Source organism: Chloroflexota bacterium, from assembly GCA_020161265.1.
GTDB lineage: Bacteria > Chloroflexota > Chloroflexia > Chloroflexales > Herpetosiphonaceae > Herpetosiphon.
Genome location: JAIUOC010000002.1, coordinates 202,950 through 215,063 on the forward strand (window position 1 = coordinate 202,950; position 12,114 = coordinate 215,063).

At 50.2% G+C, this 12,114-nt stretch carries 11 protein-coding genes and 2 tRNA genes; 7 read left to right on the forward strand and 6 right to left on the reverse strand.

Annotated features, from left to right (window positions below; genetic code table 11):
- Window position 1: 1 nt before the first annotated feature.
- The 3 genes from LCH85_05175 to LCH85_05185 form a co-directional block, all read right to left on the reverse strand.
- Window positions 2-481 (reverse strand): GNAT family N-acetyltransferase, encoded by a 480-nt coding sequence (locus LCH85_05175; GenBank protein ID MCA0351369.1) that lies wholly within the window; start codon window positions 479-481, stop codon window positions 2-4.
- A gap of 116 nt (window positions 482-597) precedes the next feature.
- Window positions 598-673: transfer RNA gene (locus LCH85_05180), tRNA-Ala, on the reverse strand.
- A gap of 27 nt (window positions 674-700) precedes the next feature.
- Window positions 701-776 (reverse strand) — tRNA-Ala (locus LCH85_05185).
- Window positions 777-1,067: 291 nt separating this feature from the next.
- Here LCH85_05185 and LCH85_05190 point away from each other — a divergent pair.
- The gene (locus LCH85_05190; GenBank protein ID MCA0351370.1) at window positions 1,068-1,754 is read left to right on the forward strand and encodes a hypothetical protein; all 687 of its coding nucleotides are present in this window, start codon (window positions 1,068-1,070) and stop codon (window positions 1,752-1,754) included.
- A gap of 171 nt (window positions 1,755-1,925) precedes the next feature.
- On the opposite strand, the gene LCH85_05195 is transcribed toward LCH85_05190, so the two are convergent.
- A complete protein-coding gene (locus tag LCH85_05195; protein MCA0351371.1) occupies window positions 1,926-4,364 on the reverse strand; it encodes a glycoside hydrolase family 9 protein in 2,439 nt (812 codons plus the stop codon).
- Between the two features lie 490 nt (window positions 4,365-4,854).
- On the opposite strand from LCH85_05195, the gene LCH85_05200 reads away from it, so the two are divergent.
- Window positions 4,855-5,778: a lytic polysaccharide monooxygenase gene (locus tag LCH85_05200; GenBank protein MCA0351372.1), complete on the forward strand. Its 924-nt coding sequence runs from the start codon at window positions 4,855-4,857 to the stop codon at window positions 5,776-5,778.
- A 47-nt stretch (window positions 5,779-5,825) separates the two neighbouring features.
- On the opposite strand, the gene LCH85_05205 is transcribed toward LCH85_05200, so the two are convergent.
- A complete protein-coding gene (locus LCH85_05205) occupies window positions 5,826-6,818 on the reverse strand; it encodes an SMP-30/gluconolactonase/LRE family protein (GenBank protein ID MCA0351373.1) in 993 nt (330 codons plus the stop codon).
- An 80-nt stretch (window positions 6,819-6,898) separates the two neighbouring features.
- Between LCH85_05205 and LCH85_05210 the strand changes: the two genes are divergently transcribed.
- From LCH85_05210 to aroF, 5 genes are all read left to right on the forward strand, one after another.
- On the forward strand, window positions 6,899-7,765 hold the full coding sequence (locus LCH85_05210) for a helix-turn-helix transcriptional regulator (protein MCA0351374.1): 867 nt from the start codon (window positions 6,899-6,901) through the stop codon (window positions 7,763-7,765).
- A 70-nt stretch (window positions 7,766-7,835) separates the two neighbouring features.
- Window positions 7,836-8,810 carry an MBL fold metallo-hydrolase gene (locus LCH85_05215; protein ID MCA0351375.1) on the forward strand — a complete coding sequence of 325 codons (975 nt, stop codon included), beginning with the start codon at window positions 7,836-7,838 and terminating at the stop codon, window positions 8,808-8,810.
- Between the two features lie 30 nt (window positions 8,811-8,840).
- On the forward strand, window positions 8,841-9,527 hold the full coding sequence (locus tag LCH85_05220; protein ID MCA0351376.1) for an LppX_LprAFG lipoprotein: 687 nt from the start codon (window positions 8,841-8,843) through the stop codon (window positions 9,525-9,527).
- A gap of 123 nt (window positions 9,528-9,650) precedes the next feature.
- A complete protein-coding gene (locus LCH85_05225; protein ID MCA0351377.1) occupies window positions 9,651-10,097 on the forward strand; it encodes a hypothetical protein in 447 nt (148 codons plus the stop codon).
- A gap of 123 nt (window positions 10,098-10,220) precedes the next feature.
- Window positions 10,221-11,264 (forward strand): 3-deoxy-7-phosphoheptulonate synthase, encoded by a 1,044-nt coding sequence (gene aroF, locus LCH85_05230; GenBank protein ID MCA0351378.1) that lies wholly within the window; start codon window positions 10,221-10,223, stop codon window positions 11,262-11,264.
- 99 nt (window positions 11,265-11,363) lie between these two features.
- Here aroF and LCH85_05235 read toward each other — a convergent pair whose 3' ends face one another.
- Complete coding sequence (locus LCH85_05235; GenBank protein ID MCA0351379.1) at window positions 11,364-12,089, reverse strand: SDR family oxidoreductase; 726 nt, start codon at window positions 12,087-12,089, stop codon at window positions 11,364-11,366.
- Window positions 12,090-12,114: the final 25 nt, after the last annotated feature.

Here is a 12,114-nt window from a genome sequence, read left to right on the forward strand (position 1 = left end):
TTTATGCTGCGGTGGTGCGCAATTGATGCTGCATGGTCACATAGGTTGGCGCAGGATAGCCTTGATGGCTGTGGTATTCAGTAATGGTATAGCCCAATTGTTGATACATGGCGATCAAATGCGGTAAGGCTAGGCGCACACCAATCGTAATAATCTGACGCTGTTCGGCTTGGGCAATTGCTTCAACCGCAAGAATAAGCTTTTTGGCCAAACCACGGCCACGATAGGCGGGCAACACCGACAAGCGCCCCAAATAGAGCGTATCGCTGCCACGCCGCTCGTACAGCACACAGGCTATTAATTGATTGTGCGATTCGACGACCAACACCCCGCCATCACCCATACGCGTGCGAAAACTCTCAACTGTTTCCCAGCCAACACTAGAGGGCGGATCGAGGATCGCTTCATATTCAACAAAGGCTTGGCGAATGATCTCCAAGGCTTGGCTATGTTCATCAACAGTTGCTTCACGAATCTGCATCGAACTCCCTCAACACAACGGACTGGTGGTCGCGACTGGCGCATATTATACCTGTATCGGACAGCTTGAATACAGCGCTAAAACAAAAAACTCAAGGGTTGAGCCTTGAGTTGATTTGGTGGAGGTGAGGGGGATCGAACCCCTTACCTTCGCAATGCCATTGCGACGCTCTACCAAGTGAGCTACACCCCCATATCGATTTAGTTACACCAAGCAAGTTGGTGGAGGCGAGGGGACTCGAACCCCTTACCTCGACAGTGCGATTGTCGCGCTCTACCAGGTGAGCTACGCCCCCGCTTGTCGGTGTTGTGTGTTTGTTCACAACGCGGGCGATTATAGCATAGGCGGCATGGGCTGTCAAATTTGGCGAACATAGCGATTGAAATCACTAAGGAGTAATGCTCTTTTTCTTTTTAACCACGAAGAGCACGAAGGGCACAAAGTTGCTTTAGCCACGAATTGCACAAATTCCACGAATTAGTTTCATCCCACATCCTATAGCAGAGAACCTCACACGATAATTGTGCTATAAAAACAGTTTGTTTATGATTATAATTAACCACCTACTTATGCAAGAAAGCACCATATGGATAGTTTTGAGCCATTACGCGCAGCTGGATTGGATGTAACATTCCATGTATGGGACGAGGAAGAAGTCGCAGCCGCGATCCGCTATGCTCAGCAACGTCGAAGCCAAGGACTTCCATCTCAAGTACCCTATTTTTGGTATGCCAACGTATCCAAGCCCGCCGATCACCCAACCTATAATCTGTCGCAGGATGGTACACAGGAAAAAATACCAAGGCCACTCGATAGTCTTGTATCAAGCATTGCATTGCAGATTGAAAACCGCCAAGCCTGCAATTGGAAAATCTGGGATTACATTCCAGGCCCAGTTCATCACGAATTTTTCTGTCATTACGAATCACTTGATATGCTGATACCCAATCTTATCAACTATTACTGTGGAGAGTCTACAATAATTGATGATTGGGTTGTTCCATTAAATCGGCATCCTGAATTGAATCCTAGGCGAGTAGCAACAATTATCGCACGGGCAAGGCCTACAACTTTCACTAAACTTGAGAATCATCAATCCAACCAATCTCAACGAGACCAGATGCAATGGAATCGTGAACGTCGCACACGCCATGCCTTCCTACGCCAATACATCATCATCAAGCATAATAGTGATTCGACGAGCCAACTTTATCTGCGGCGTGATTGCCGAGCTGCTTGGATTATTCCGCGTAGCAACGAAATCTCGGCTTGATAACCATGGGAACAATATGGTAAATCTCAACTACTTTTACTTATTGCACCTTCGTATTAGAGATTCAACAAGGCAGCAAAAGAATATGTTTCGTTCTTAAGTTTGGCAAAAAACAACCACCAAGTAACAAACTACTTGGTGGTTATAAGAATAATCAGTTAGCCCGACAACTTACGGCGTAACGCTACAGGCAACACCATTCAAGCTGAAAGCAGTTGGTTTGGCGTTCGTACCACTGAAGCTCGCTTGCATACCAAAGCTTGCAGTTGCCCCAGTGCCTAAGTAGCCATTCCAATTGACGTTAGTCACATTGACCGCTTGGCCAACTTGGCTCACATTGCCATTCCACAAATTACTAATAAATTGATTACCTGCGTAAGTCCAAGCAAGGTTCCAGCCATTGATCGCCGCACCGTTGTTTTTGATCACAACATCGGCGGTGAAGCCGGTTGGCCATTGGTTGGAAATGGTGTAGGTCACTTGGCAACTTGAGTTCGTTTGGGTTGGCACAACTGGCGTGTTGGTTGGCACAGGAGTTGCCGTCGCTGGCCGTGGCGTAGCGGTTGGCACGATTGGCGTAGCCGTCGCGGTTGGGCCAATCGGGGTTGCCGTCGCCGGAATTGGCGTAGCTGTGGCTGGGCGTGGCGTGGCGGTCGCCGGAATTGGAGTCGCAGTTGGCGGAATTGGCGTAGCCGTCGGTGGGGTTACCGAGCCAGCTTTTTCATCCAAATAGGCCGCGACCCAAGCTAATGGTGCATTCCAGTTGATGGTAATTTCGTTGGTTGACCACGATTCTATATGATCAACGAAACATTTTTGGGCTTTACAGCCAGGTAAACCAATGCTTTGAGCATAGGGATCTTGCAATGCCGAGTTAGGGCCGCCCGAAACTGCCCCGGCTGGTGGGCGAGGAAAGCCACTATTCGCTTGGAAGGCCCAGAAACGGTGATGCGGGTTTTGCAAGGGGTTTTCGCCATAACCCGTCACATACGATTTATCCATCGCATTGCGACCCAGCAAATAATCCATACCTTGGCTCATTGCATTGAGATAGCTCACGTTGCCAGTGAAATCATGGGCCAAGCCCAAAATAATCCCATTATTCAAGACAAACGAGTTGGAACCCCATGGATAACCAGTGCTGGTTGAATTAAATGGTGTGCCATAGCCTTGGCCAGTGGTGTTATTGGCAAACACAGTGGCTGCGCTAATCACTGCATTGCGCACGCCCGCCAGTTCGCTACTGTTGAAGCCGCTGGGTACAACCGCCAATGAAATTGTGCCTAGCGCCTCGGTTGTGCCCCACGTCATGGCTGGTTCGCGGCTGCTGTAATCGCTTGGTACATCTTGGTAGTAGCTTGAGCTTTGCAAATAGCTCTTGTATTCGGCTTTGCCAGTCGTGATGTAGAGTTCGCTGGCGGCCCAATAAAATTCATCGCCAACTTGTGGATCGCCATACGAACCACCGCCTGTTCCATCACTATCTAAGGCAATCACGTTAGGGTTAGCCCGCGCCGCTGCCCAAGCAGTTTCGGCAGCGCTCAACAAACGTGATGAATACGCTGGATCAATGAAACGCCAGATCCGTGAACCTTGGGCCGCAGTTGCCGCCAAGTTCAAGGTTGCAGCAGTGCTTGGTGGGCGCAATACCCGATCCTGTGAGTCTTGATCGGGGCGCAGTGGAATACCAGTCCAGTTGGCATCGTGCATTTTGTGGTGCACCATGCCAGCCCGTGGTTGACCAGCAGGCACTTGCATGCGCAACATAAAATCCAATTCCCAACGCGCCTCGTCGAGCAAATCGGCTACGCCATTGCTATTTTCAGGAATACTCATGCGGCCATCGCCAAAATCGGCTGCCGACGCACCTAAATATTGGTTGCGCTCATATTGATTAAGCAATGTCCAGACCGAAATCCCACCATTGACCACATATTTGCCATGGTCGCCAGCATCGTACCAGCCGCCAACTACATTCAGTGAATAGCTACAGCCAGTGCCAGGCGCACAGGGCACATTGGTATCGCCACGGTTGGGAGCGATGCCAACATGGCCAGCAGGTCGAGTCAGATCATTGCGCCCAGCATAGGGCATGGTGATCCCAATTCCGCTGCGATTATGGTAGAAGTAGGCGAGAGCATCGTATTTTAATTGGCGATAGACCGTCGCGCTAATATCAAATTGATGGCTCACATTGCCAGCTGCTGCCAAGGTAAAGCTGCTGCCAGTGCCAGTGTAGCCCGAAAAATCGATGATATGAATCGTATCGCCAGAGCTAGCATCATAGCCAAAAACCGTAGTATTGCCTGAAAACACGGTTGAGCCGGAGCTATTGCGCAGTTGCCAAGCCACAGGCGAGTTACTGCTATTGACCAAGCTTGCACGTTTAATCGCATTGGGCAAATAGCCATGCTGGTTGACCCGAATCAGCGAGGAAGCTGCCACAGCAGCAGCGGGGAGATTAGCCGGAGTTGTATTGCGGGATTCGTGTTGGATAACCCCAAACACCGAGGAGATGTTCCCAAAAGCCACACTTGCCGTCAGCGCAACCGTACTACAGGCTGCGATCAGCGTGCGTGATCGTTTCCGCCGTTGGAAATGAACAGTCATTGGTCGATCCTTTTTGGGCTATTGCAACAGGAAAATTATCTGCTGCAATAGTTCAACATAATTAAATAGAGCAGCATTTGGGATCGGTTTCAATCTAGGATGGAGATTGCTCAGCCAGTTTTTGCGTCATAAGGGTTTCAATTGCAATAACTATTTGAGATCGTTCCCAAATTATTGAGGCAAATATTAAATGATTTTTACAACTCTGTCAATGCTCTAGCACTATAATAGTTAAATCATGCTATGCCCAATTGTGGTATGGATTGTTAAACCAAGGTGATCGATTAGGGGCTTTTGCAACATATTTCTTAAAAATCATTGACTTTTGCTTAAGGAATCTTTATAATTCCAGTGAAATTATAAAGAGCGTATTAACTGTTACTGCGATCAAGCCTTTACGCTTTTGTCCGCCATCGTTGGTCGTGTTGAACTGGAAAACCCATAACGCGGAGCCACGCCGCTCCTAACCTAGTACGAGGGGGACAATCCAATGGTACAACGCCGTATCTTTAGTTTAACCGTCGGTTGTTGGTCGGCATTATTACTAGTTTTGGCGATTAGCAGCCAAGTTAATGCTCACGGAGCGATGCAAACGCCAGTCAGTCGGACGTATGCATGTTTTCTCGAAGGCCCAGAAACTCCTGATACCGCCGCTTGTCGCGCAGCAATTGATATCGGGGGCACGCAGCCGCTCTACGATTGGAATGAAGTTAATATTGGTAATGCTGCGGGTCAGCATCGTTCGTTAATTCCCGATGGCAAATTGTGTAGTGCAGGCCGCGCCAAGTATGCCGGCTTTGATCTACCACGCGCCGATTGGCCCGCCACGCCCTTAACTTCGGGCAGTTCAATGAGTTTTCTCTATCGGGCGACCGCACCGCACCCAGGTTCATTCGAGTTTTACATTACCCGCGATGGCTATAGCCCGACCCAAGCCCTCAAATGGTCGGATCTTGAGGCCACGCCCTTTTTGAAGGTCACCAATCCGCAATTAGTTAATGGCTCATATGTGATCAATGCCCGCATTCCCAGTAACAAAACTGGCCGCCATTTGATCTATTCAATTTGGCAGCGCTCGGATAGTGCTGAGGCCTTTTACACCTGCTCGGATGTGACCTTTGGCGGCACCAACCCAACCAGTGTGCCAACCGCCACGCCACGGCCAAGCGCTGTGCCCACTGCAACCGTGCCACCAACAGGCACACCAATTGCGACCGCTACACCGCGCCCAACCAGCGTGCCAACTGCTACGCCAACCAACCCAACTACCCAAGCTTGGCAACCCTACACCAGCTATGCCACTGGCGCAGGAGTGACCTACGCAGGCAGCACCTATATCTGCCGCCAAGGCCATACCTCGCTGCCAGGCTGGGAACCCTCAGCAGTGCCAGCGTTATGGCAATTGATTAATTAAATGGATCAAAGCCCCGCAGATCTGGCTGAAGCTGCGGGGCTTTGGATTTAGTTAGCTAGCGGCCATAACGCCACTTGGTTAGTCATAATCAGCGGCATCAATAGAACTCCACGTTGACGGTCAAGATTAATATCAGCAGGAGCGCCTGTTGTCCCATGGTACATGATGCGTTCGCTGCCATCAGCCATTAATTGATGAATATTGGCGGTTTGCCACGATGAAACCAACAAACTTTGATCAGCTAACACCACCAAGCCATCATGTTGGCTAGCGCTAGCCTTGCGATAAGGCTGCAATGTGCCATCAACAGTCAGTTCAAAAATCTCAACCGCAGTATCGTAGCGGCAAACCAACAGCGTGCCATCAGCAGTTATAACCAAGCCATTGGGGTTACCATCGGCAAGTTTGACCATCAGCGAAACATTGCCCGCTGGATCAATTTGATAGATCGCCGCCGTACCAGTGCTCGAAAAATCCTCTTTTACTCCCATATCGCTAACAAACACCATTCCATCATCACGCGCCACAAGATCATTTAAGAAGCTGCTACCGCTAATTGCAATTGTGCCTTTGACCTCGCCCGAAACTGCGTCAAACAAGCGCACGCTATCCAGATCAGCCACATACAGGGTATTATTGGCAATCGCCATGCCTTTGGGCGCGTTTAATTCGACCTCTGCACTCGCGCCATCAATCCATTTGGCTTGATTAAGTGTGCCATCGGGGTTAATTTGCGCAATATAGCCGTTATCATCGCGGCCAAATGGTGTACCATTAATATTTGAAACCAGATACAGATCGCTGAGCTGATTGTGCAGCATGCCTTCTGGTTGGGCAAAACCTTCGCTCAAGGTGATTGGTGTGGTAATTGCGGCAATTGGGGCGATTGTTGGCTCAAGCGTTGGGGCAACAGTGGCCGTTACTTCAGCTTGGCTAACGCTAGTTGCGATTGGCGCAATGGTTGCAGTCGGGGCGACGCTGCTCCCACAACTCGTTAAACTCACACCGATAATTAGTATTAATAGATAGATCCGAGCCATTGGAGCATTCCTTTCTGAATAATGTTCATAGCAGAATGCTACCAAGCCACGGCTTCGCTAGTAAGACATGGAAATATCCTATGATAAAAACTCCTAGCCTCGCGCCAACCAAGCCAAATCAGATTCAGCGCCGCCGTTTGCTGACCGATTTTCTGCGTGCTCGGCGTGCTCGCATTTCGCCGGAAAGTGTTGGTTTACCTAATGGCCAACGCCGCCGCACCCCAGGCTTACGTCGCGAAGAGGTGGCTTTATTGGCGGGAGTCAGCGTTAGTTGGTATACCTGGTTTGAGCAAGGCCGCGAAATTCAAGTTTCTAGCGCGGTTTTGGATAGTTTGGTGCGGGTGTTGCAACTTGATGGCTATGAACGTGAGCATTTGTATGTTTTAGCCCGTGATAGTGTTAATCCCTTGCCTTGGCTATGTCATGAAATTGATTCAGGCACCCAATTGATGCTCGACATGCTCGATCCGGCTCCGGCCTATGTCATTAGCCCATGTTGCACGGTGGTGGCGTGGAACCAAGCAGCCCAGCTCGTTTTTGGCGATTGGCAAGCCAAAAGTATGCGCGAACGCAACTTGCTTTGGATGACGTTTAGCCAGCCTGGCGCTCGTTTATTTTTTGCTGATTGGGTTGGCGAAACTCAGCGCGTGCTGGCATTTTTTCGCGCCAACAGCACCAAATATATTGGTCACCCAATTTTGCAAGAGCTAATTGCAGATTTGATGGCAATTAGCCCTGAATTTTGTCAATTATGGGCGCAACACGACGTTGGCGGCATCACGATCGAGCGCAAAGAACTCCGCCATTGGGATTTAGGCAGCTTGGTGTTTCACCCCAAAGTTCTGCAAATTCACAATAGCGATCAGCAACAACTGGTGGTCTATCTGCCCTTAGCCGAGGCACAAACCCGCGAGAAACTTGAACAAGCCTTAACCACGACGATCTAACATTCTGCTAACATGGCAGCAGCGAAAAGTAGCGCATAATACTACTACGTTGTTGTATCGAGATAGCCACATGTTTGAACCAATCACCACTGATCTCTATCGGGTGCCAATTCCTGTGCCGTTGCCACTCAAATATGTCAATTGCTACTTGCTCAAAGCTGATCATGGCTGGGTCGTGATCGATACGGGCATGCGCTATGCTCAAGCTGAGCAAACATGGCAAGCAACCTTTGAGCAATTGGGGATTGCATGGTCACAGATTAAGAAAATTATCGTGACCCACTATCACCCTGACCATTATGGTATGGCGGGCTGGATGGCCGAGCGCAGTGGAGCCAGCGTTTGGATGTCACCAATTGAAATTCAAAGCGTGCAACGTGCGTGGTATCAACCATTGCCCGATGCGGCTGATCATTTGGCCGATTTTTTCGAACTGCACGGCATGCCCGATGATCTCAATCGCCAAATTTGGCAACACACCATGGATGCAAGCCAATATGTTGATCCCAAGCCGCTGCTTCAACCACTCGATATGAGGCAACCGTTGCAGCTTGGGCAACGCTCGTGGCAACTCTTGCACGCACCAGGCCACGCCGATGGGCAGCTCTGTTTATACGATGCCGCCGATCAGCTATTAATTGTGGCTGACCATGTGTTGGCCGATATTACACCCAACATCAGCCTTTGGCCCGAAGCCAAACGCGACCCATTGGCCGATTATTTGGCATCATTAAACGAATTTGCAGCACTCGATGTACGCTTGGCCTTAGCTGGGCATCGCAAGCCAATTATGGCCTTTCGTGAACGTTGCCACGAAATCGCGCAGCATCATGATCAGCGGCTTGATTTGATGCACCAATACGCTAGCACAGGCAAAACCGCCTTTGAAGTCTGCGAATTTGCCTTTGGTGTAACCACGCTTTCAGCCCATCAACTACGCTTCGCAATCACCGAAACCTTGGCCCATCTGGTTTATTTAGAGGGTCAAGGGCGTTTGCAGCGCGAACAACGGGCTAGACAGATTATCTTTCTTGATCAACACTAACGCCGATTCGCAACGTTTTTTGGAGGGTGTATGCGCTGGTGGAAAAAACTTGGCTTATTGGTGGTAGCAATGGCCTTGGTGGCCTGTGGCAACGCCGATGTCGATGCAGCAAAAGTGGCGAGCGAAGGTGCAACCGCCTTTGAAAGCGTCAACAATTTTCACTTTAAATTGACGGTCAGCGAAGGCGAAGCCGCACCTTTGGGCGATATTATCATCATCGATGCTGATGGCGATAGCATTCGCCCTGATAAAATTCAGGCTAAAATCAAGGCCAAATTGGCAGGCGCACCAATCGCCGTCAATATCAACGGCATCATCATCGGAGCCGATGCCTGGATCACGCCGAATCCGTTCAACCCAACCGCCTTCGAAAAATTGGAAGATACTGGCGGGCTTGAAACATTTTCGCCAGCCAAAGGTATTAGTGATGTGCTGCGCGGCCTCAAAAACCCAACGTTTGTCGAAGAGGCAGAAATCGACGGCACGGCAACCTATCATATCAGCGGCGAAGTTGATGCTCAAAGCGTCTCAGCGCTGACTGGCGGAGTGGCCGAGGCTGGTACAATTAAGCTCGATCTGTGGATTGGCAAAGACGACAAATTATTACGGCAATTGGTCGCAGTTGGCCGCTTGGTCAGCACCGAAAAAGAAACCATCAAGCGCACCTTGGTTGTTTCGAAATTCAACCAAACGCTCACAATCGAGCCACCACAATAGTTTTCCGTAGGCTGGTTCGTTATGTCGAACCACGATGCTATGGATAGACCAAACACTGTAATCGCGAGGTATCCAAACATGCTTGATCAACCATTAAACGATATATTTACAGGGTGGGCTGCTATGACTGAACACAATAGCGATCTAGTGGCTGATCGTTTTGGCATGCCACGCGCTGAACTCGACGAATTAGTCCATGGCTCGGTGGCACATTTGGCACAAACCCATTACTATCATTATTTAGCGCGGCCAAAGCCTCAGTTTGATGATGATAGCGACGAAAACACCGCTGCTCAAAGCAAACCCCGCCATGTGGTGCTGTTTCGCACGCCCGATGATGCTCTATCGTTCGCCCAACGCATTCGCATTGGCGAAACACCACGAGTACGCCAAATTAGCCGTGAGAATATGATTTGGCATATGCTCAACGATGAAGCGATTGTGCGGGTGATTTTCTTTGAGCAACCACTCGAAGAATTGCCAACTGGCCTAAATTTGCAAACTTTGGCCGATTTACCTGGGGCAATCGCCATCGAACGCAACGATGTTTTGACCTCGCGCCAAATTTGACCCTTACCTATCTGGGTGTTAGAATCCCGATAGGCGGAATATTAACTAGTAATGCTGATACCAAGAGCTACGAATTTATCGTAGCTCTTTATCTATGTCATGCATTACCCAATGCGAGGTTGTATGTTAGTTGTCATGGACGCACACGCTACACCTGAGGATATTCAAGCTGTTTGTACAGTGATCGAGGACATGGGTTTGCAGGCCAACACCATGCCCGGCCCAACCCGCACAGCAATCGGGATTACCGGCAATAAAGGGGCAATTGCCGAAGCTGCGCGGCTTAAATTGATGCCTGGCGTGCGCGATGTGATTCGCGTCACCGCACCCTATAAATTGGTCAGCCGTGAGTATCGCGAAGCAGACACGATTATTGAAATTAATGGTGTGCAAATTGGTGGGCCTGCACTGGTGGTGATGGCTGGACCATGCTCGGTCGAAGGCCGCGAGCAATTGCTCAGCACTGCCGAGGCGGTCAAAGCTGCGGGAGCCACAATTTTGCGTGGTGGCGCTTTCAAGCCACGCACCTCGCCCTACAGCTTCCAAGGCATGGGCGAAGATGGGCTGAAACTATTAGCCGAAGCGCGTGAACTCACCGGCATGCCGGTGATCACCGAAGTGATGGATACCGAGCAAGTTGATTTGGTCGCCGAATACGCCGATATTTTGCAGCTTGGCGCACGCAATATGCAAAATTTTGCCTTGCTCAAGCGGGTTGGCCGCACTCGTCGCCCAGTCATGCTCAAGCGCGGGCTTTCTTCAACCGTCAAAGATTGGCTGCTTTCGGCTGAATACATCATGGCCGAAGGCAACCAAGCGGTCATTCTGTGCGAACGCGGCATCCGCACCTTCGACGACCACTCACGCGGCACGTTCGATTTGAGCGTGGTTCCGGTGTTGCGCGAATTGACCCACTTGCCGATTATCGTCGATCCCAGCCATGCAACTGGCCGCTGGCAGAGTATTTTGCCAATGGCTCGTGCTGGCATCGCATCGGGTGCTGATGGCTTGATGATCGAAGTGCATCCTAACCCCGCCGAAGCATGGTCAGATGGCGAGCAATCGCTCTTGCCCGAACGCTTCGTCGAATTGATGGATCAAGTCGAACGGATTGCCGATGCCATGGATCGACCAATTCAAGGCCGTACCAAAGCAGCCACAGTTTAGATCCCTCGCCCTCAACCCCTCTCACTGCGGTGGAAGAGGGGAGCCACAGAACTAAAAGCCCCTCTCCTGTTGGACGGGAGAGGGGTTGGGGTGAGGGCATTACCGCCCATAGCGCATCAAACGATCGGCCACGCTTGGCACAAAGCGCTGTAATTGAATCAGTAATTTGACTTTACCAATTGCCAATTGATACTTATCGCGGCTAAAACCCCGCCAAAACTCCTCAACCAAAGCTTCGGGGCTAATTTTGCCCTTACCACGGCCAGCAGTCATCGCGGTATCGACCAATGGCGGAATGATCTCAAACACCCGTACCCGCGTTTGCTCTAGTTGCCAGCGCAGCGCCTTGGTAAAAATATGGATTCCAGCTTTAGTAGCGCAATAAATCGGTGCTTGTTGCTTGGGAACCAAGGCCAAACCCGATGAAACATTGATGATCGCCGCTGCTGGTTGCTGTTGCAGCGTGGGCAAAAAGCGCTGAATCAAATCAATTGGTGCAGTTAAATTAATCGCAATTTCTTGATCGCGCTCAACGTGGGCATATTGCTGCTCGATCAAATCGCCATGATATTGCACCCCAGCATTGTTAATTAAAATTGAGATACTTGGAACTTGCTCGGCCAAGCGTTGACGCTCACTTGCTTGGGCTAAATCAGCTTGAATTGTGGTGATCGCTGGCTGAGTTGCCTTGAGTTCAGCCAATTTTTGGGCATCGCGACCAACCGCAATCACGTGGTTGCCTGCTTGGGCAAAACGCAAAGCTAAGGCTCGGCCAATCCCGGCTGCACCGCCCGTAATTAAGACTGTATGACCTGTGGTTTGCATTGAAGGTACCTCACTAGATAAATTT

Coding starts and splice junctions, on each gene's coding strand:
- LCH85_05190 (MCA0351370.1), top strand. CDS start 1,068: ATGGATAGTTTTGAGCCATTACGCGCAGCTGGATTGGATGTAACATTC.
- aroF (MCA0351378.1), top strand. CDS start 10,221: ATGTTAGTTGTCATGGACGCACACGCTACACCTGAGGATATTCAAGCT.
- LCH85_05225 (MCA0351377.1), top strand. CDS start 9,651: ATGACTGAACACAATAGCGATCTAGTGGCTGATCGTTTTGGCATGCCA.
- LCH85_05220 (MCA0351376.1), top strand. CDS start 8,841: ATGCGCTGGTGGAAAAAACTTGGCTTATTGGTGGTAGCAATGGCCTTG.
- LCH85_05215 (MCA0351375.1), top strand. CDS start 7,836: ATGTTTGAACCAATCACCACTGATCTCTATCGGGTGCCAATTCCTGTG.
- LCH85_05200 (MCA0351372.1), top strand. CDS start 4,855: ATGGTACAACGCCGTATCTTTAGTTTAACCGTCGGTTGTTGGTCGGCA.
- LCH85_05175 (MCA0351369.1), bottom strand. CDS start 481: ATGCAGATTCGTGAAGCAACTGTTGATGAACATAGCCAAGCCTTGGAG.
- LCH85_05210 (MCA0351374.1), top strand. CDS start 6,899: ATGATAAAAACTCCTAGCCTCGCGCCAACCAAGCCAAATCAGATTCAG.
- LCH85_05235 (MCA0351379.1), bottom strand. CDS start 12,089: ATGCAAACCACAGGTCATACAGTCTTAATTACGGGCGGTGCAGCCGGG.
- LCH85_05195 (MCA0351371.1), bottom strand. CDS start 4,364: ATGACTGTTCATTTCCAACGGCGGAAACGATCACGCACGCTGATCGCA.
- LCH85_05205 (MCA0351373.1), bottom strand. CDS start 6,818: ATGGCTCGGATCTATCTATTAATACTAATTATCGGTGTGAGTTTAACG.